This is a genomic window from Cellulophaga sp. Hel_I_12 (genome assembly GCF_000799565.1).
Taxonomy (GTDB): Bacteria; Bacteroidota; Bacteroidia; order Flavobacteriales; family Flavobacteriaceae; genus Cellulophaga.
In genome coordinates this window covers 3,633,769-3,655,505 of the sequence record NZ_JUHB01000001.1, presented here as the reverse complement: position 1 = coordinate 3,655,505, position 21,737 = coordinate 3,633,769, and the positions used below count along the sequence as shown (strand labels likewise).

10 protein-coding genes are annotated in these 21,737 nt (G+C 36.6%); 5 read left to right on the top strand and 5 right to left on the bottom strand.

The window, feature by feature from the left end; genetic code table 11:
• The first annotated feature begins 148 nt into the window (after positions 1 to 148).
• A complete protein-coding gene (locus GQ45_RS15855) occupies positions 149 to 1,834 on the top strand; it encodes a sulfatase (protein ID WP_052188277.1) in 1,686 nt (561 codons plus the stop codon).
• A gap of 21 nt (positions 1,835 to 1,855) precedes the next feature.
• Positions 1,856 to 3,742, top strand: a complete 1,887-nt coding sequence (locus tag GQ45_RS15850) for a right-handed parallel beta-helix repeat-containing protein (protein ID WP_052188275.1) — start codon at positions 1,856 to 1,858, stop codon at positions 3,740 to 3,742.
• Between the two features lie 76 nt (positions 3,743 to 3,818).
• On the opposite strand, the gene GQ45_RS15845 is transcribed toward GQ45_RS15850, so the two are convergent.
• From GQ45_RS15845 to GQ45_RS15825, 5 genes are all read right to left on the bottom strand, one after another.
• Positions 3,819 to 5,330 (bottom strand): sulfatase-like hydrolase/transferase, encoded by a 1,512-nt coding sequence (locus GQ45_RS15845; RefSeq protein WP_081980937.1) that lies wholly within the window; start codon positions 5,328 to 5,330, stop codon positions 3,819 to 3,821.
• A gap of 51 nt (positions 5,331 to 5,381) precedes the next feature.
• Complete coding sequence (locus GQ45_RS15840; RefSeq protein WP_052188273.1) at positions 5,382 to 7,247, bottom strand: sulfatase; 1,866 nt, start codon at positions 7,245 to 7,247, stop codon at positions 5,382 to 5,384.
• A 99-nt stretch (positions 7,248 to 7,346) separates the two neighbouring features.
• Positions 7,347 to 8,852: a RagB/SusD family nutrient uptake outer membrane protein gene (locus GQ45_RS15835; protein ID WP_047419486.1), complete on the bottom strand. Its 1,506-nt coding sequence runs from the start codon at positions 8,850 to 8,852 to the stop codon at positions 7,347 to 7,349.
• A gap of 18 nt (positions 8,853 to 8,870) precedes the next feature.
• Positions 8,871 to 11,924 carry a TonB-dependent receptor gene (locus GQ45_RS15830; protein WP_052188271.1) on the bottom strand — a complete coding sequence of 1,018 codons (3,054 nt, stop codon included), beginning with the start codon at positions 11,922 to 11,924 and terminating at the stop codon, positions 8,871 to 8,873.
• A 342-nt stretch (positions 11,925 to 12,266) separates the two neighbouring features.
• Positions 12,267 to 15,092, bottom strand: a complete 2,826-nt coding sequence (locus tag GQ45_RS15825; RefSeq protein ID WP_197056971.1) for an alpha-L-rhamnosidase — start codon at positions 15,090 to 15,092, stop codon at positions 12,267 to 12,269.
• 224 nt (positions 15,093 to 15,316) lie between these two features.
• On the opposite strand from GQ45_RS15825, the gene GQ45_RS15820 reads away from it, so the two are divergent.
• The 3 genes from GQ45_RS15820 to GQ45_RS15810 all read left to right on the top strand — a co-directional run bounded on the left by GQ45_RS15820 (position 15,317) and on the right by GQ45_RS15810 (position 21,705).
• The gene (locus GQ45_RS15820) at positions 15,317 to 16,918 is read left to right on the top strand and encodes an arylsulfatase (RefSeq protein ID WP_052188266.1); all 1,602 of its coding nucleotides are present in this window, start codon (positions 15,317 to 15,319) and stop codon (positions 16,916 to 16,918) included.
• A 109-nt stretch (positions 16,919 to 17,027) separates the two neighbouring features.
• On the top strand, positions 17,028 to 18,395 hold the full coding sequence (locus GQ45_RS15815) for a sulfatase (RefSeq protein WP_047419484.1): 1,368 nt from the start codon (positions 17,028 to 17,030) through the stop codon (positions 18,393 to 18,395).
• A gap of 19 nt (positions 18,396 to 18,414) precedes the next feature.
• The gene (locus tag GQ45_RS15810) at positions 18,415 to 21,705 is read left to right on the top strand and encodes a glycosyl hydrolase (protein WP_197056969.1); all 3,291 of its coding nucleotides are present in this window, start codon (positions 18,415 to 18,417) and stop codon (positions 21,703 to 21,705) included.
• The last annotated feature ends 32 nt before the right edge of the window (positions 21,706 to 21,737 follow it).

The window sequence follows — 21,737 nt, the reverse complement described above, 5'->3', positions numbered from 1 at the left end:
AGCAGGTATATTAAACGGAATAGACTATCCCAATTTAAAGGTGATTGAACATTGGAAGAAATCCTTTTAATGTATCAACAGAAAATAGCGGCGACAATTGTTCCTTTATAAAAATAGAATTATCACAATTTAATTATAATTTGAAATTATGAAACACTTAGAACTTGGAATAATTTACTTTATTGCCTTACTTTATAGTAGCTGTTCAACTAAACTCGATAAAAAAAATAAAGGTGTTGATGTAACTTCACGTCCTAACATAATACTCATTTTAGCCGACGATTTTGGTATTATGGATACCCAGGCGTATGCCAATCATTTTATGGGAGTTGACACCTCCAAAATGTATTACGAAACACCACACATGGACAAACTCATAGCTGAAGGCACAGCTTTTTCACAAGCTTATGCCAACCCATTATGCTCACCAACAAGAGCGAGTATTTTGACGGGAAAATATGCTTCCCGATTAGGATTTACTACGGCAATGCCATTGCGACCAACCTACTATAATCAGAACATTGCAGTACCAGATGGCTTTTATGCCCATGATGTTTTGGAACATAAAGATGATATTAAAATTGAGCAAGCTTGGATCAATGGCACTTCAAATTCGGCCGTTCCAACAGGCACCGTCTATGATAACGGTAAAGATGAAATTTCTATTACTGAAGCACTAAAAGGTTATCACTCGGCATTTATTGGCAAATGGCATATTGGTGGTTTTGGCGCTCATGGTTACCAACCAAAAGACCAGGGCTTTGAGCCACTGGCGTGGGCTGACGCTGGGGGATCCACCTATTTTAACTGGAGAAAAGGATGGGACAACAAATCTAAAGCAGCATTTCCAAAAATGCCGCAAGAGGAATGGGAATTTGGAAATTCAGGTAAAGAAACAGGAGAGACCTACTTGACCAATGACCTCACGCAGCAGGCTTTAAGCTACATAGAAGAACGTTCAAAAATAAAAGATCAACCGTTCTTTTTATACTTTTCACATTTTGCAGTGCATTCACCATATCAAGGTATTGAAGCGGACATTCAATATTTTGAAAATAAAGCCACGAAAGGTTGGAATGGGCACAAAGACCCTGTGTATGCCGCCATGATAAAAAGTATGGATAATTCCGTGGGTGCTATTTTGAAGAAACTTAAGGATACCGGAATTGAAGATAACACCTTGGTTATTTTTATGTCGGATAACGGTGGTATTGATTCCAAGATTACGCCAAAAGGCGATGGCACAGACAACACCCCATTTTTAGGAGGAAAGGCCACATTAAACGAAGGTGGCATAAGAGTGCCTCTCGTTTTCCGTTGGAAAAGTACTATTAAAAGTGGGCAATGGGTGGATGTTCCCGTGGATTGTACTGATATTTACCCAAGCATTTTAGCTGCTGCCGGAATGGATTCAAAAGTGATGATCAGGACCCAAGATTTAGATGGTCAAAATTTGATGTTTTTACTTGAAGACACCAAAAACGAAAAAAAATCCTACACCAAAAAAGAGCATTACTGGCATTATCCTTTCAATGTCATTTACAACAGTCCGTATGATGGATATCCGCTCACACCACATTCTGCCATAAGGGATGGCGACTACAAACTCATTTTTGATTGGTACGGCCGTTTGTATCTTTATGATATTGAGAAAGATCCTTATGAAAAAACAAATCTTGTTGAAGACATACCAGCGCTGAAAAACGAAATGTTTGCTAAACTTATAACATGGTTAGAAAAAAATGTTGAGAAACGGTATTGGCCCACTCTAAACGAAAATTACAATCCACAAAAAGAAGTTAGGGAGATACCTTTTAAGAGTTTAATTCAATAAAATTCCAATTTCTAAACTAAAATGAAAACTATCAAAATTCTATCACTACTATTCATATTCTTGCTTTTTTCAGAGATAAAGGCACAAGAATTTCATGTTGCCAAAACTGGTAATGATGCAAATGAAGGGATTGCCATATCTCCCTTTCTTACTATTCAAAAAGCAGCAGATATGGCGCAACCTGGAGACATTATTACAGTTCATGCAGGGATATATCGGGAATATATAAATCCTCCTCGAGGCGGTACATCAGATTCAAAACGAATTGTTTACCGAGCAGCCAAAGGAGAAAAAGTGACCATTAAAGGCTCTGAACAGATTAAGACATGGGAGTTGCAAAGTAAGGGTGTTTGGAAAGTAACATTGGATAATTCATTTTTTGGCGATTTTAATCCATATGCCGATGTTATTTATGGCGATTGGTTTTTTGACCTAGATCGTACCCACCATACTGGAGCAGTTTATTTTAACGGCCATTGGCTTGACGAAGCTGCTGAAAAAGGAAAAATTTTTGAACCCCTTTCTGATGCTAAATTATGGTTTGCAGAAGTAAATGACACAACAACCACTATTTGGGCTCAATTTGAAAATGTTAATCCAAATAACGAAAATGTGGAAATCAACGTCCGTCAATCTGTTTTTTATCCTGAAAAGGAGAGCATTAATTACATTACTGTTAAAGGATTCAAATTAGAGCAGGCTGCAACACCTTGGGCACCACCTACCGCTGAACAAATAGGTTTGATTGGTACCCATTGGAGCAAAGGATGGATTATTGAAAATAATGAGATTTCTTATTCCATATGCTCTGGAGTTACCTTAGGTAAGTATGGTGATGAATTTGATAACAAATCTGGAGATACTGCAAAAGGCTACATCGGCACCATAGAACGTGCAGTTGCATATGGCTGGTCTAAAGAAACGGTTGGTAGTCACATCATTCGAAACAACAACATTCATCATTGTGAACAAGTTGGGATTGTCGGCTCGTTGGGTGCTATTTTTAGTGAGATTTCTGGAAATGAAGTGCATGATATTCATGTAAAACGATTTTTTTCAGGGATGGAAATGGGTGGTATTAAAATTCACGCCCCAGTTGATATGCTAATCAGTAAAAATTATGTACACCATTGCTGGCGAGGTATCTGGATAGATTGGATGGCACAGGGTACCCGCATAACTGGAAATCTATTGCACGACAATAATGCGGCCCACGATATGTTCATCGAAGTAAATCATGGGCCGATGTTGATTGATAATAATATCCTACTTTCAGCTAATTCCATTCGTAACCTTTCAGGAGGAACCGCTTTTGTGCATAATCTTTTTCTGGGTATTGATGTTCCTGAAACCAATCACAGGGAAACACCTTATTTTAAAGAGCATTCTATTGAATTGGCGGGGACTAAACTGATAATTCATGGCGATGACAAATATTATAATAACATTTTCATGAGCTATAATAACGAGCCACCGTGGCCGGAGAGAATGGGACAGAAAAAGGAAGGAAATTTCTTTGGACTTGGCGCCTATGATCCTGATAAGTTTCCAATTTACGCAGAGGGAAATGTTTACGTGGACCAAGCAACGGCTTTTAAGACAGAAATCAATAGGATAGAAAGTCCTAACTTCAAAACTGCTGTTAAAATTTTAGGAAAACCAGATGGTGCTTACCTTGAAATAAACATGAACAAAGATTGGCTTCAACAACGAAGGCACTTAGTTACTACAGATATGTTAGGTAAAGCTAAAATTCCTGACTTGCCTTTCGTTCAAGCTGATGGTTCTCTATATACCTTGGATAAAGACTACTTAGGAAAGAAAAGAAATATCAAAAATCCTGCGCCAGGACCGTTTTCAAAAATAAAAGATGGAATTATTAGCTTTAAAGTTTGGGATAGAGAATAAAGGTAATTCAATTTAGTTACTTCAGATCTCGCAGGTTTCAATCCCGAAAGCTTTTCGGGACTGTGAGCTCTTTTGACTAATTCTTCTCTTTCTCTTCAGCAAAAAGCTCATAAGGACTTTTAGCGTAATTATACATCCAGGTTTCCTTGGGTCTAATTCTCATAAAATCATCCACACCGTAAAATTTATCGTTATATTTATCCATCCATCCGTAGGTCATTTTTTCCAAATCTTTCTTTACATTGGCATATTTCGGATCATTGAATAAATTATTGAGTTGGTAAGGATCATTTTTTCGATCATAAAGCACATTGGTCAACGCTATGGAATCTTCACCCTTACCCATAGCGAATGTATAATCTTTAGTAGCAACACCTCGCCAATTGTTGTTATTGGCTACCCCTCTTTTATAAAGCCACAAAGGGACAAAATCTTGCGTATTTCCATTTTTTGAAGCTAAGGTCTTCGACATATCTAGCCCATCATAGGTTTGATTACTTTCAATATCCATAAGCCCCAATAATGATGGCATAATGTCTAAAGCTCCAAATAGAGCATCAGACGTAGTGCCTGCTTTTATTTTATTTGGATATTTTACGATAAATGGGATATGATTTGAATAATCATGAGGATACTGTTTTGGCAATAAAGCGTTGTGTGATTCTAACATATCGCCATGGTCTGCTGAAAAAACTGTTAGGGTATTGTCATCTACACCGATTTCTTTTAATTTATCCATGAGCATTCCAAAAGCTTTATCTACGCCGCTCACCATCGCCATATAACCGTGGTACATCCTTTTTCTATCCGGTGTTGATTCCAAACCAGGACGTAGTTTAATAGAATCTCTATTGTATAAAGCCATTAGCTCATCCATGGTATCATATCGATAATGCATTTTACCGTCTTCTCCTTTAAATTTCCCCCAATCGTGTGGTGGATGCCAAGACACAATCAAAGCAAATGGTTTCGACGTATCAATATGGTCCAAATAGTTTAAGGCTTGTTGGGTCTGTCCGTAAACTTCCCAATCCTCAAAGTATTCTTTTTCATCATTTTCATTCCAAAAAAAAGCTTTACCCGGTCTAAAATCGACATGACAGTTATTGGTCAAGAGCGTATCAAATCCGTAACGCAATTCTCCTTTTGGCACAGGTCGATCACGATCGCCACCCAATAAATGCCATTTACCAATGTAAGCCGTTTGATAACCCTGTTCTTTAAGAATTTCTCCCAATAGTTTGGATTTGTTTGGCAATAAGGGCGCATCATTAATAAAAGCTCCATTCTTCAAGGGTTGCATACCACTCATGATCATACCTCTAAATGGGGTGCAAACAGGTTGGTTTGAAAAGGCACTTGTAAGTCGAACACCTTCTGTAGCTAACTGATCCAAATGGGGGGTGATAATTTGATCATTTCCATAAGAACCGAGCATATCATAAGAATGTTGGTCGGATAAAACGATTAAAAGATTAGGTTTTTTGACTTCCTGGGAAGTGTTCTTTAGTGCTTTGGGAGTTTCTTTACAAGAACATATGGCTATTAAAAGTGATACTATTGAGGTAATTAAATAGTTGGTTTTCATTTTATATGGAAATTGATAAGACGTAATTTTTAAAGCTCATTAACATTTAAATTAATATAATGGCCAATCTCTGATATAATAACCATCTTCATTGACTAATTCAATATTTTTAATCTGAATTTTACCTTTACTTTGTGATGGTTGAATTTGTATGGTACTTAACCTATCTGATAGCGGGATTTCAATTTTGTATTGATGCCATTGGTTATCATGTTTAACCTCAAATTCAGTTTTATTTTCTGGAATATAATCCTTGTCCTTTCCAGTTTTCCAAGCCAATGTTCCCTCGCCATTTCCGGATGATTTCATCTCGAACGTAAGATAATAGGTGCCTTTGCTAACATTTGGTGTATAAACTGTTTCTACCTTTGGATTATCTTCAGAAGCCTCAATATGAAGTATTTTATCTAAAACAGACAGCTGAGTATTTGTTGAACCCCACCATGCATCGGCAGAATTGCCATCATAATTTTGATTTTTATTAGGCAGCAAAATTGCAGCTTCTTCCGCATGAGCGTCGAGTAAGATTTGCATTTTCTTAACTCTATCTTGCATAATGTCAGCTAGATTATTTGTTTCTCCAATATCGTCATCTAAATTGTATAATTCATAACGATGTTCTTGATTAGGACCATCAAAATAAAATTTATACAATCGCCAAGAGCCTTGCCTCATAGAAATATTGGCGCGGTTACCAGTTGCGATAACATTATGTGCAAAAGTTGAATACATTGGCGCTCTTTCATAATCTTCACCCTTTAACGCTTTTACATAACTTACACCATCCGTTGTAAGATTTTCAGGAAAAGGAATGCTTAAAAGTTCTAGTAAACTTGCATAATGATCTACAGTAGAGGTTACTACTTTAGAGGTGCTTCCCTCCTTCGTTACTCCAGGTACTTTAATGATTAAAGGTACACGAACACCACCCTCATAATTATTACCCTTACCTGCGCGCAATGGATAATTGTTGGTAGGATTGGTGTTGTCTGGGCCATCATACATATTACCACCGTTATCTGAAGTGAAAATAATGATGGTTTCATCTTCCAATTGAAGATCTTTAAGTGTCTGCACCACTCTTCCAACATTAATATCCATAGTTTCTATCATTGCTGCCATAGTTGGACTACGCTGAATGTGGCTTGGATTCAATTTGTTTTGATATTTTTCTATCAATTCTCTCTTTGCTTGAAATGGCGCATGCACATCATAATACCACAAACACAATAAAAAAGGATTGTCCTTATTGGTTGTCATATATGATATAGCTTCATCAGTTAAAACATCACTTATGTGGGTTCCTTCTGGAACTACAGGTAGCGTTTCACAATTCCAAGGTGAAAAAAAATGTCCTGGACCTGGAGGCCCAGGATGTTCACGACCTCCAACAACGACGTCAAAACCTTGGTTTTCTGGAATATATGGTTCACTTCCTAAATGCCATTTTCCCATAAATGCGTTGGAGTAGCCATTTTCTTTAAGAACTTCAGCAAAAGTCAAATAATCATTTGGTAGCCGTGTTCGTGTTTGAGGCGTTGCTGTTTTATCGTGCGGGTCTGAAGTATATGTTTCTTTTGGATCTAGTACTACCTGAGGTACGTGACCAGATGGTGTTGTAAATCGCAAACGACCAGGTTCTTGACCTGTTAAAATGCTTGCTCTGGTAGGCGAACATAGCGGACTCGCTGCATAAGCATTTGTAAATAACATACCTTCTTTGGCTAAGGCATCCAGATTTGGTGTTTCGTAAAAATCTGATCCGTAACTGCTCAAATCCATCCACCCTAAATCATCGGCCAAAATGAAAACAATATTTTTTTTCTTTTCTTGTTTTATATTTTGTGCGACTACTGCTCCAATAAAAAGCTGTACAATAATAAAAACCCTAAAAGCTTTACCTCTTAACAAATTCATCTGAAAATTGTTTAAATGACTATATTTTAAATAAAAAATTGGATAAAATTATAAAAAATCTTACCCAATTTTAAAAACTAACTCAACAATAAATAATATTTAATATCCTGGATTTTGTACCAAATTAGGATTTGTTTGTAATTGACTCAAGGGTATTGGGAACAATTCTAATTTTGGTTCGTAAACCACATTAAATTGAATGGCATCTGGATTTATGGCCATAGAGGCTTCTAAATCTCCCCAACGTTGTAAATCAAAATACTCAGTATATTCACCAGCTAGTTCCCATTTTCTTTCTTGTTTGATAATATCACGTAGTAAATCTTGGTTTGTTTCTGTTATATTATTGACAAGACCCGCGCGATTTCTTACTTCATTTAAAAAAGGAAGAGCGCCAGCAGAATTTCCTGCTTCATTATTTGCTTCTGCTAACATCAATAATACATCGGCATAACGCATAAAAATAATATCGTTCCCATGATCAAATGGAGAAGTACTTGCTTCAGGGTCTCTCAACTTATTAAAAGGAATTCCGTTAGGCCTTCTTGGCCCTCCAAACTGCAAACCCGGAGTGGCTGCACCTGAACGTTTGTATTCGACATCTACTCCGTTTCTATTAGTATAAGCAAACAACATGGAACCATCCCTCCTTTCATCAGCTGCATCAAAAGAATCATAAAAAGCCTCGCTTAATGCAAATTGATATTGTCCTCCATTAAATGAAAATGGAGTATTTGGTGCTCCAGCAAAAAAAGTTAACACAGTACCACTACCTGCAATATTAGTAATATTAGGTCTTGCAAAAATAATTTCAGGATTATTCTCATTATTTATACTAAAAACATCAGAATAATTAGGAACTAAACTATAGTCGCCATAAATCTCGGCAAGTTTAGTTGCAGCCTTTTCATACATACCATCTTTTTCTAAAGGTTTACCTGCCATTGTTAAGTATAGTTTTCCTAAAAATGCTTTAGCAGCACCCGAAGTAGCTCTACGTAAGTTGCTTGCGTCCCAAGATGGTCTTAAACGGCTTTCTGCATAGATTAAATCTTCTTCAACTACCGCATATACTTCTTCTAAGGTTACTCTAGGTTTTTTAACCGACTCATCATCAAATGAGGTTGTAGATGTTAAATGAAGCGGAACTCCACCAAACATATGGGCTAAATTAAAATAGTAGTATGCACGAATAAACCGAGCTTCTGCAATTTTTTGTTCTTCTAAAGAGGTTTCTAAACCAACTGTCGGAATTGTCTCAATAACAGTATTTGCTCTGTTAATTCCTCTGTAGTAATTATTCCACATACCCCCTTGAGGATCGCTATCAATAAAATTTACAGAAGCCATGCGCCCTTGAGCACCTGCTTTTAAACGAACTGTCACATTTTCAGAAGGTCCTGAAAGAGTTAAAAACAACCATAAGTCATTAACCCCATCTTGAAAAATTGGCTGGTAAGCACCTAACAAAGCTTTATCAATATCTGCTTCATTTTTGTAAATATTCTCAACCCCTATAAAGGCAAATGGCACTTCATCTAAAGATTCACATCCATATCCTAAAATTAGAATAAAAGCTAAAATTGTTTTATATATTGTTTTCATAATTTTCTAATTTTTTATTTAAAATTTAAGATTAACCCCTAAAGTGTACGATTGTTGCCTCGGATAAACTCCTAAATCAACACCTGGTGCTAAAGTATTTGCACCTAACGAACTTACTTCTGGATCAAATCCAGAGTAATTTGTAATCGTAAATAAATTTGTCCCTGTAACAAAAACTTGTATGGCCGAAAAGCCTAAATTATTTGACGGGATACTATATCGTAAAGACAAGTTTTTCAAACGAATATAACTGCCATCTTCCACCATGTAATTACCTGCATCTGGGGATGGAGTGTTGATAGATGGATACAAAATATTATTTGTTGGGTTTTCAGGTGTCCAACGATTTCTATACCAATCTACGGTTTGATTCTTATAGGACTCGTTATTATCGAAACCCATATTAGTTATTGTTCTTAGTGCATTAAGGATATCATTCCCTTGAGAACCTTGAATAAAAACATTCAATGTAAAATTTTTAAATGTGAAATCGTTATTCCATCCAAAAACATAATCTGGATTGGGGTTACCAATTATAGTTTTATCATTTTGATTTATAACTCCGTCTGGCTCCCTATCTTCAAGTAGCCAATGACCTAATTGTCTGTCGTTATTTCTTGCTGGCAATGGAGTTCCAGAAGCTGCAGCGGCATCTAAATCACTTTGTTGAATAAGACCATTTGCAATATAGCCCCAAAATAAACCAAACTCATCACCTGGACGATAAATGTGAGCTCCACCTATAAAATTAGCACCAATTCCAGGTCCAAAAATTTCTTCATCACCGCCAAGTTCTAAAACCTTGTTTTTGTTAAAAGAAATATTAAAAGAAGTATCCCAAGTGAATTTTTCTTTTTGAATAACATAAGCATTTAAGTCGAATTCAAAACCAGCATTTTCAATACTACCAAAGTTTACTAAAGCTCCTCCAAAACCAGATTGTGAGGGAAGTTGTATGGATTGTAGTAGGTCTCTGGTTGTTTTTTTGTAATACTCCGCTGTAAAGGTTATGCGGTCCTTAAGCAGCCCTAGGTCAAGCCCTACGTTAAGTTGTTCTGTGGTTTCCCATTTTAAATTAGGATTTTCTACACTCGTAGGTATAAAGCCTAAAGAGGGGGAGTTACCAATAGGATATTGAGTTGTTCCATAACGTGCGAGTGATTGGTAAGGAGCAATAGACTGGCTACCAACCTCGCCATAAGACCCTCTTAGTTTCAAGTTATTAATTGTCTTACTCTCTTTTAAAAAGTTCTCTTTTGCAATATTCCAACCGAGAGAAACCGATGGAAAATATCCCCATTTTCTATTTTGAGAAAAACGAGAAGAACCATCCGCTCTAGCCGTTGCCGTTAAGAGGTACTTTTCTTTATAAGCATATTGTAATCTAAAGAATCCTGACTGGAGAACTGCTAAGCTTCTTCCAGAACCAATATTGTTTAAACTAGTTCCAATTCCTACGTTATCTAAACCTAGTATTTCTAATTCAAAGTTCGATACGTTTGTATTAAATGCGTAATTATTAAACTCACTATATTCTAATCCTGCCGTTGCAGAAAAATCGTGAATATCGTTAAACATTTTACTGTAGTCAAAATAATTACTCACAACATAATCGTAAGCTCTTCCAGTATTAGATGTTGCCACACCAACAGGAATAATTCCTTGACCTACGGTAGAAGGATAAAATATTTCTCTTACATCATTTCTAAAATTAATACCTCCATTAAAAGTATAGGATAAATTTTTAGTAATATCCCAACTAATTTTGGTGTTAAATAAAATATCGGTATTAAATGTTCTATCGTCCTTTTCTGTTACTTCTAGATAGGGATTAAAAAATTGAGCTCCTTCTGCAGCAAGACCACTATAATCAAGTGAAGGAACTAGTGGCTCTGACAATAGAGCGTTTGTAATAGGTCCCAATGAACTTGGAAAGCCCCTGGTCGCAGATACCGCTTGATTTCCTTGTGAATGAGCAAGTGAAATACCGAAGTCAAATTTTAATTTATCATTAAAAACATCAGCACCCAAGTTAGCTCTTAGCGTACCTCTGCTGAAACGAGAATTGAGTACAATCCCTTTGTCATCTAATAAATTTGTTGCTAAAAAAAAACGGATGTCATCAGATCCACCAGACAAATTAACACCTATGTTGTTTCTTAGACCTGACCCTATAATTTCATCTTGCCAGTCAAAACCTTGTCCTGCATATTGCTCTGGATTAGGAAATGGTATTGGATTATTCTGTAGTCCTGCTGCTTCATTTCTATACGCTGCATAATCTTGGCCGTTAAGCATATCAAGACTTGAAGTTACAGAAGAAATACTCGTATCTATATTCACGTCAATTACGACTTTTCCAACTTTACCTTTCTTAGTCGTAATTAGAATAACACCATTAGAACCTCTTGAACCGTAAATAGCAGTTGCAGAAGCATCTTTCAAAATTTCAATATTTGATATTTCTGTTGGGTTAAATGCCGGAGTTCCATTAATTGGAATACCATCAACAACATAGAGTGGCGCATTATTTCCAGAGATAGAATTATTTCCTCTAATTCTAATTGATGAATTTGATCCAGGTTCTCCCGATGCAGATGTAACAATGACCCCAGAAGAACGCCCTTGAAGTAATTGATCAACGGTGTTGAAAATAGCTTTTTCTAAGTCTTCACTTTTAACAGAGCTAACAGCACCTGTTATATCCGATTTTTTTTGCGATCCATAACCAATCACAACTACTTCATCTAAACTCTCCGTATCTTCCAAAAGAGTAACATTAATAACTGATCTTCCAGAGATTGCCTCTTCTCTATCTTCATAGCCAACGTAGGTATAAACTAGTATGTTTGAACCTTTTTTCAAAGTAATTTGATAGTTTCCATCAAAGTCAGCCACAACTCCATTGGTTGTTCCCTTTTGAAAAACATTTGCTCCAGGAAGTCCCATACCGTCTGAAGATATTATCTTTCCACTAACGATAGTTTCTTGAGCGTAAATCCCAAGTGAAAACAGCATCAAACAAAAAAATAATACCTTTTTTATGACATCTTTAAAATATTGGTGTTTCATAATTTTTTTGGTTTAGTTTTAATTAATTTTTATCAATATTAACCTAAGATTAATATGAATGTATCCTGTACAATACTGTTTTGTCTAATTTATAATATAAAAAAGAGCTTTTTTTTAATAAATACTTATCAATTTTTTAAATCATGATCAAAACTCACAACTAGGGACAACATCTTTTTAGTTTATCCTTCAACCATTTAGAAGAATTGAAGCATGAATTTTAAGATTTTACATTGAATCGTTTAAAATTTAAGAATAAAACTTATGGCTTTTTAGGCTACTTCTTGCAGCCTAAATGATATTTAAAAAAAACTTTTATAGAGCAAACTATTTGGTGGATAATTATAATTTTTGGATTTCAGACTCGAACTCATAACTCCCAGAACCCACTTCAAAGATTTTGTAACCTTTTTCTTGCTTCAAGAATTTAACATGAGCAGTATTAACCTCTTTTCCATTCGCCATGACTTTTTTTGCGTCAAGAGAAGGTACATAAACTTTTGCTGTAGTATTAACTGGAATTTCAACTTTCAAAATGAATTTTGAAGCATCTATTGTCCAAGAAGACACTATTCTACCGTTAATAGACTGATATTCGCCTCGAACATTTGATAACGAATAATCTCCTAGTACAGGCTTAAATACAATACGCTTAAAACCAGAATCTTCAGTAGAGATGCCTGCCAAATCACTAAATAAAAATTGGGAAAATGCACCAAAGGCGTAATGGTTAAAAGAATTCATTTTAGCGTTCATTGCACCATTAAAGCCTTTTTCAGGGGTATAACTATTCCATCGTTCCCAAATAGTTGTTGCACCATTTTTGACTTGAAAGCCCCAACTTGGATAATCTTTCTTCAATAAAATTTTATAGGCCAAGTCCGAACGGCCAATCAATGATAAAGCGGGTAAAAGCTGTCGGATTCCTAAAATTCCAGAAGTTGGTAGATTTTCGTTATCTTCAATAAGCTGAACCAAATGATAAGCAGCTTTATCTCTCAAATCCTGTGGAAGAATATCAAAATAAATGGCCGTGGCGTAAGCAGATTGTGTATGGCCAGTAAATCCTTTTTCACCTTCAAAATAGCCTGCTCCATCACCATAAGCTGTTTCATCTATGATAAATTTCCCATCTTCATTCAAATAATGCTGAATAAATGCCTTAACTGAGGCCTCGTATATGCGCTTATAATATGTAGACTTCTCTGTTTTTCCGATGGCTTCACTCATTTCTGCCATAATCTTTAATGCATACTGATAATACATCGAAGCCATAATATCATGCGCCAAATTCTTCTCAGTCATTGAGAGCCAATCACCAAACCCCCCCTTAGGCCCTATCTCTGTCCATGAGTTTTCTTGATAAAATTTTTGCGCTCCACTTTTCTCAATATGATAGTTCATAAAGCGAGTCATAGATTCGTAATGATCCTCTACAATTTTTGTGTCATTATAAAATTTGAATGTATTGTAAGGCACCATGACGCCCGCTTCCATCCATCCTGGAGAATACCAGATCAGTTTAGGATAAGGTCTTGGTGCAAACGTAGAATAAGGTCCAAAATCATATTGGGCATCACGTACATCCGCAAACCATTTTGCATTAAATGCCCCCAAATTGGCATTATATAGTGCTGATTTGGAAAATATCTGAACGTCGCCCAACCAGCCCAAACGCTCGTCCCGTTGAGGACTGTCAGTAGGCACTTCCATGAAATTTGAACGTTGGGTCCAAAGGACGTTTTCGAACATACGGTTTAAGGTATCGTCTGAAGAAGTAAATGAGCTCCCCATTGGTATCGAGGACCCAAAAGCAATACCTGTGATTAAAGTTTTATCTGGCTTTTCTTTTAATCCAGTCACTTCAACATACTGAAAACCGTGATAAGTAAATTTAGGTTCCCAAACCTCAGTTCCTTCTCCCTTAAGAATGTACGTGTCGGTAGCTCTCGCAAACCTAAGATTTTCAGTCATCAAGGAACCATCTGAATGAAGCATTTCGCCAAAACGCATGATTATGGTATCATTTTTACTTCCTGAAACTTTCAATCTGGCATGTCCTGCAAAATTCTGTCCGAGATTGAAAATGTAAACGTTCTCTTTTGGTTCAGTTATTTCAATAGGTTCAAGTTTATCATACACCTGAATACTATTTCCTGGATAGGCTTGGAGAACACCTTGAGTGCCCTCATGCAAGTAAACATTTTGCCAATTTTGGTCGTTATAGTCTGGAGTATGCCATCCCTTCAATTCTAAATTGGCATTATATTCGGTTCCCATAAGCAAATCAGCATATACCCATGGTCCTTCACTGCCTTTCCAACTTTCATCAGAGGCTATTATTTCCTTATGTCCATTTTCATATTCTATCTCCAATTGACATAACAAAGCTGGATTTGTGCCATATAATTCCCTATTTTTAGGATTAGAAAGTTCTTTGGGGCCAACATACCCGGCGTACCAACCATCTCCAAGAATACTTCCCAAAGCGTTCATACCACCATCAACATGATCAGTTAAGTCATAGGTCTTATAGTAAATTCGTTGATTATAATCAGACCATCCGGGGGCCAATAAATCATTTCCTATTCTTTCTCCGTTCAAAGACATCTCAAAGACACCTAATGAAGTGACATATAAGGTTGCTCTTTTTACTTTTCCTTCTACTGAAAAGGTTTTTCTAAGATAAGATGCTGCCGGTAGGTGTAGTGAGTCTTTCGAATTGTAATCGTTAGTTTTGAACCCTATCCAATTAGCCTTCCAATCTTCTTCTTTTAACAAACCCATAGTCCAATAAGCCGTATCACTCCAATCAAACATATTATCATTTTCATCCCACACCTGAATCTTAAAATAGCAATTTTGACCGGATTCCAATGGCTTTCCCGAATATCTAATTTGAGAATTTTGATCTGAAACTATTTTTCCAGAGTCCCAAAGGAGATTCGCTTCTTTATTTAAATGATTTTGACTTGCCGCAACGATAATTCTGTAAGCGGATTGCTTTTTGCTTTTTCCCTCTGATGTCATCGTCCAATTAATACTAGGGTGAGGGTCATCAATACCTAATGGATTGGTCAAATATTCCACCGTAATATCATTAATTTTGATGTTCTTAGTTGAGTTGATTTCTGAACAAGAATAAAGACATAGAAAAAATGAGCTCAAAAATAAAAGTTTGAGAGTGAATGTTTGGATGGACATGATCATAAATTTAAAAATCAATTAGAACGAAAAAAGGAATTCAAACACATAAAAGCATCCTGTACCTCCCTGTCAGATTAGCCTGATATTAACATAGTCTAAGGAAGCAGTATTGTGCAGGATAAATAATTATAAGGTTTTGATTTCTTTTACATGACACATTTTAAAAACTTATAAAACGTTCCATTATGCCAATAAAAACACTACTTGCTATTTTATTTTTTGTGACACTCACTTTACCTGTAGACAAGGCAAAAAAAAAAGACAGACCAAACATTATTTTTATTGTTGCAGATGATTTGGGCTATAGTGACATTGGCGCGTATGGAGGCGAAATTAAAACTCCTTCTCTGGACCTAATGGCTCAAAATGGGATAAGACTGTCCAATATGTATAATGCTGGTATGTGCGTAATTTCGCGCAGTTCAATGTTAACTGGCAGGTGGTGGCCAAATACAGGATATGGCATTGAGAACGGAAATAATATGGCGCAAGAACTAAAAACGTTAGGTTATAAAACAGGCTTGGTAGGCAAATGGCATCTTAATGGTGAACCAAATAACAAAGGATTCGACTACTTTTTTGGATTTTTAGGAGGTTATTCTAGTTATTTTGAAGGCAGCAAAGACTATCGTTTGAACAAAACGCCTTTTAATGATTTTGGCAATACGTACTACAGTACAGACGCATTTACAGATCACGCCATTGATTTTACCAGGAAAGTTAAAAAAACGGATGATCAACCTTTTTTTCTATTTCTCAGTTATCAGGCACCACACAATCCTCTACAGGCTCCTAAAGAGGACATTATGGCCTATCGTGGCAATTATCTAAAGGGCTGGAAAGCCATAAGAGAAACGCGTATTAAAAACCAAATTAAATTTGGGATAATAGAAGCAGATACCCCGTTGCCTAAATTTCCTAAAAACCTACCAGATTGGGAGTCCTTATCCGCAGAACAAAAGGATTTAGAAGATTTACGAATGTCAGTTTATGCCGCCATGGTAGAACGTATGGACAATGGTATTGGGAGACTTATGAAAGCCTTGGAAGAAAACGGTCAAGCAGAAAACACACTTATTCTCTTCATGAGCGATAACGGCACCGACTCCTTTTCTGTTATGGACAAAGAAATGTTAAAGAGAGGGCTTTTGCCTGGAGATAAAGGTTCAAATTATCAACCTGGTACAGGATGGGCTTATTCAAGTGTGGGACCAAACCGATTATATAAAATTAGTCAACACAATGGTGGAGTCAAGACAGGCGCCATCCTATATTGGCCGAAGGGTATAGAAAAAACAAATACAATCCAAAACGAACCTTTGCATGTGGTGGATGTGTTCCCAACATTTTTAGAATTGGCAAATCCCACAAAGAACACTATTCATATCACCACTGATTTTGCTGGCCAATCTTTTATTAGTATTCTTCATGGCAAAAAATTTAAAAGAAAATTGCCCCTATATTTTCAGTTTATGGACAATCGTGCGATTAGAACAAAAAAATGGAGTCTTGTGGAAATAGATGGCTCTGGTTGGGAATTATATGATGCTGTAAATGACCCTTTGGAAACAAATGATCTTTCTAAGTCATTTCCAAAGAAAGTTATTGAACTTGAAGTAGATTGGTTAAATTGGTGGAAAAATGAAAGCGGAGAAACAACCCATATACCAGAGAGCACAAAGAATAATCCACATTATAAACCTCAAGGCGATAGAGGAACAGGAAACCTATATGTTCCTTCTGCAATGCCCGATGAACTCAAAAGCAACTATCAAAAAAAACCTTAACAAAATCCAAAAAACATAGAAGCAGGTTTGTACAGGATGAAAAATAAATTCATTTTCATTTTTTTAGCTTATTGATAATTAAATATATGTCTAAAATCCAAGTCATCTTATGCTAAAATTTAATTATGTCGTACTATCGATTTTTTTGCTATTTGGATGCAAAAAGAAGGATCCGGAATTAAAACAAAGTAGCAAGCCTAACATCATTTTTCTGTTGACAGATGATCAGCGCTGGGATGCTTTAGGCGCCACAGGTAATACGATTTTAAAAACACCAAATATCGATGAGCTTGCTGAAGAAGGGCAACTTTACATGAATTCGTATGTCACAACCTCCATATGCATGGTGAGTAGAGCCAGTATTTTAAGTGGTCAATACGAATCCAAACATGGCATCAATGACTTCTTTACAAGCTTCACTAAAGAAGATTTCGATAGCACTTACCCTGCACTTCTAAAAAAGAATGGATATAGAACGGGCTTTGTAGGTAAATATGGCGTTGGCAATCCAAAAGACCAACCTAAAGAGGCTTTCAATTTTTGGGCGGTCACACCGCTACATCAGCCGAATTACGAAAATAAGGATAAGGATGGTAATTACATTCACTATACGGAACTTTTAAGTCAACATATTGATGAATTCTTAAATGGCGCTAATGAAAAACCATTCTGTCTCTCGGTGAGCTTCAAATCGCCGCACAGTCAAGATGGTGATCCACGACAATTCATTCCAAATCCAAAATATGCGGATCACTATAAAAACGATATCATTCCTTTGCCAGAAACTGCAAATCCAATATATTGGGATGCCCTTCCTGATTTTTTTCATTCTGATGAAAATATCGCTCGTCAGCGTTGGAAACTCCGTTTTGAAACCCAAGAAAAATATCAAGAAAGTGTTAAAAATTATTACCGATTGATTACAGGCGTTGACGATGCCGTTGCAAAATTAAGAGAAGAACTTAAAGAAAAAGGCTTGGATAAAAATACCATAATCATTTTTATGGGTGATAATGGATTTTATTTAGGTGAACACGGATTGGCAGGCAAATGGTTTGGACATGAAGAATCTATCAGGGTCCCATTGATTGTTTATGACCCACGCCATAAACCTTCCAAAAGCAAAGTCGAAAACATTGGACTTAATATTGATATAGCCCCGACCATTTTAGGTTATGCAGGAGTAGATAAGCCTGCCGGAATGCAAGGCATTGATCTTTCCAAAAAAAATAATAGTAGACAAGACTTTTTCTATGAACACACCTTTGAAGGTAGTCCAAAACTCCCAAAGGTTGAAGGAGTAGTAAGTCCAACCACCAAATACATGATCTATATTGAACATGGATACGAAGAACTATTCGATCTTATCAAGGATTCGAATGAAACCAAAAATTTAGTAAGTGACCCTAATTATAAGCAGCTTTTGGAAACGCAACGTAGACGTTATCAAGTTTTAAAACTCGAAGTAAAAAAATAATCACAAATCAGAAATCCACATGATGAAATATAAAACATCTAATTTCAAAATTATATCGGCATTAATAATCTCTGCATTCTTATATAATTGTTCAAATAAAAGCGAAACACCAAGGAATACCTCTAATTATGAGACTATTAAATCTGGCTTTGTAACTCCAACAGATGACAATACATTGTGGTGCTACTGGTATTGGATTGGTGATGATATTTCAAAAGAAGGAATTACCAAAGATTTGGAAGCCATGAAAGCTGCCGGAATTGGTGGTGCCTTGATAGGAAACATAAATCCCGATGAAGTTGATGGAAAAGTTCCAATGCTTTCTGAAGAATGGTGGGATCATATGGTACATGCCGTCAATGAAGGCAAACGTATTGGTGTGGATATTGGTGCCTTCAACTGCCCGGGTTGGAGTCAATCTGGCGGCCCTTGGGTAAAACCAGAGATGGCCATGCGTCATTTGGTATATTCGGAAGCTTCCGCAGAAGGTGGGAAAATAGTTAATCTGCAATTGGCAAAACCATCTGAAGAATTTCAAGATGTGTATGTGTTAGCATTTCCTTCGATTGATTCTGAAAATAGTGCAATTTCCACAAAAAATGCTTCCATAAAAGTCTCTCCTGCTATAAAAAACCATAACAGTCTCATTGATATGGACGTGAATACGAGTGCATCTTTTTCAAAAGCAAAAGAGTCCTATCAAGTTGACCTAACTTTACAACATCCAATAACTGCAAGAAGTCTTAAAATTATTCCAGGAAAAGAAACCATTGAGATGGAATGCGAAGTAATGGCCAAAATTGATGGTAACTACAAAAGCATAAAAACATTTAAAATAAACAGGAGCAACTTAAACCCAAATGTTGGCCCCGATATCTATGCCCCTATAATGGAAGCTTTACCAGAAACAAATACAATTGAATTTAGGTTGGTTTTTAAAATTCCACCAAGAATAGTTAAAGCGATGAATGTACCCAATGCAAAAACGGAAGGTTTCGGTATTTCAGAAATCGTTATTTCTGAAGCTGCAGGATTGCAGGATTACGCCGAAAAAAGCTTAGGTAAAATGCACCCTACCCCTTTTCCTGCTTGGGACAGCTACCTATGGGAATCACAACCAGATGTTGCTGATGACGCATTAAAAGTAACACCATCAAATATCATTGACATCAGCGATAAAATGGATGTCACAGGCAAGCTTACTTGGGGTGCCCCAAAAGGCAACTGGACCATCCAACGTTACGGGATGACTCCAACGGGCACTAAAAACTCACCCTCAGCACCTCAAGGTAAAGGCTACGAAGTGGACAAAGCAAATAAAGAATTGATACAATTTCATTACGAACAATACATTGGAGAATTATTGAAACGTATTCCCGAAGAAAGCAAAAGTGCTTTTAAATATGTGATTGCCGATAGTTATGAAATGGGTTCCCAAAACTGGACCGATGGTTATGAGGAAACTTTTGAAAAGAAATTTGGCTATAACCCAAAGAAATATTTGCCTGTATTTTCTGGTAGAATTGTGGGTAGTATCGAAGAATCCAATCGCTTTTTATGGGATTTACGCAGGTCGGTCGCTGATGCGGTAGCTTACGAATATACTGGAGGACTTAGAGAAGCCAGCAATGAGGACAATTTAAAACTATGGCTTGAAAACTATGGACATTGGGGATTCCCATCTGAATTTTTAATGTACGGCGGACAATCAGATTTGGTGAGCGGTGAGTTTTGGAATGAAGGCACTTTGGGCGATATCGAGTGTAAATCAGCATCTTCAGCAGCCCACATTTATGGAAAACCAATGGTTTCTGCGGAAGCATTTACAGCTGCAAACAAAAGTTATGTACGCCATCCTGCAATGCTTAAAAAGCGAGGCGATTGGTCCTACACGGAAGGTATCAATCACTTTGTTTTGCACCTTTACATCCATCAACCTGATGACGATCGAGTTCCCGGAGTCAATGCATGGTTTAGCACAGAATTTAATCGTCACAATACATGGTTCAAAAAATCAAAAGCCTACTTCGATTATTTGAGAAGAAGTCAGCACCTTTTGCAACAAGGCACTTATGCAGCTGATGTTTGCTATTTTATTGGCGAAAATACTCCTATCATGACTGGTGTTCGCAATCCAGAATTGCCAAAAGGTTATTCTTATGATTACATCAATGCCGAAGTTATTTTAGAGCGTTTATCAGTTAAAGACGGAAAATTTGTTCTACCAGATGGGATGTCCTACAGCCTTATGGTATTGCCTCCATTTGAAACCATGCGACCAGAATTACTGTCTAGAATTGAAAGTTTAGTTAAGCAAGGTGGTAAAATTTTTGGTCAGCCACCTTTAAAATCGCCAAGTCTTCAAAACTACCCTGAAAGTGATAAAAAAGTAAAGGTATTGGCGGACAAAATGTGGGGCAGCTCCAGTGAAAAATTAAAAAAATATGGCGATGGTTTTATCGTAGATGGTTTAGAATTACAGGATGCCATGCAACAATTGGGCATCAAAAAAGACGTTGATTTGAACAGCGATGTTCCTGTGCTTTGGACACATCGTTCTTTAGAGGACATGGACATTTATTTTTTGACCAACCAAAGTGAAGACAGTATAAGTTTTTCACCCTCGTTTAGAGTCCAAGGAACCAAACCACAATTGTGGGATGCCGTTTCTGGAGAGATTCGAGAATTGCCTGAATTTACAGAAAATGATGGACAAATTACTGTCCCTGTTAAAATGAAAGGGCTGCAAAGTTGGTTTGTGGTATTTTCTAATGCAAAAGATAATTCTACAAGTAAAAATTATAAAGTGAATTTCCCTGAGCCAAAAGTGGCAAACACACTTGAAAATTCATGGACAGTCGATTTTAAAAACAAGGAAATTGGCCCGGAGGGACCTGTAAAATTTACAAAACTTACTGATTGGACTACCAGCGATAATGATAAAATCAAATATTATTCAGGAACTGCTGTTTACACTTCCACCTTTAATTACAAAAAAGAAGAGGGAACCAAAGATGTGTTCATTGATTTAGGAGAAGTAGGTGTTATGGCAACGGTAAAAATCAATAAGAACACGATTGGAACGACTTGGATAGCACCTTTTAAACTGAATGCTAATGACGCCATTGTAGAAGGTGAAAACACTATTGAAGTGGAAGTGGTCAATGTATGGCGAAACCGTTTAACGGGCGACAAAACCATACCTAAAGAGCAGCGCACCACCTGGGTAAATGTAGATGGAATAACACCTGAAGAAGCACTAGTGTCCTCTGGACTATTAGGTCCTGTAACGGTTCAAGTTGTTAAATAAATGTAAAAAAACTAAATGAACCTTATAGTACA

Excerpts from the sequence above, each read along its gene's own strand:
- GQ45_RS15855 (WP_052188277.1), top strand. The coding sequence starts at position 149 with ATGAAACACTTAGAACTTGGAATAATTTACTTTATTGCCTTACTTTAT.
- GQ45_RS15850 (WP_052188275.1), top strand. The coding sequence starts at position 1,856 with ATGAAAACTATCAAAATTCTATCACTACTATTCATATTCTTGCTTTTT.
- GQ45_RS15845 (WP_081980937.1), bottom strand. The coding sequence starts at position 5,330 with ATGAAAACCAACTATTTAATTACCTCAATAGTATCACTTTTAATAGCC.
- GQ45_RS15840 (WP_052188273.1), bottom strand. The coding sequence starts at position 7,247 with ATGAATTTGTTAAGAGGTAAAGCTTTTAGGGTTTTTATTATTGTACAG.
- GQ45_RS15835 (WP_047419486.1), bottom strand. The coding sequence starts at position 8,852 with ATGAAAACAATATATAAAACAATTTTAGCTTTTATTCTAATTTTAGGA.
- GQ45_RS15830 (WP_052188271.1), bottom strand. The coding sequence starts at position 11,924 with ATGAAACACCAATATTTTAAAGATGTCATAAAAAAGGTATTATTTTTT.
- GQ45_RS15820 (WP_052188266.1), top strand. The coding sequence starts at position 15,317 with ATGCCAATAAAAACACTACTTGCTATTTTATTTTTTGTGACACTCACT.
- GQ45_RS15815 (WP_047419484.1), top strand. The coding sequence starts at position 17,028 with ATGCTAAAATTTAATTATGTCGTACTATCGATTTTTTTGCTATTTGGA.
- GQ45_RS15810 (WP_197056969.1), top strand. The coding sequence starts at position 18,415 with ATGATGAAATATAAAACATCTAATTTCAAAATTATATCGGCATTAATA.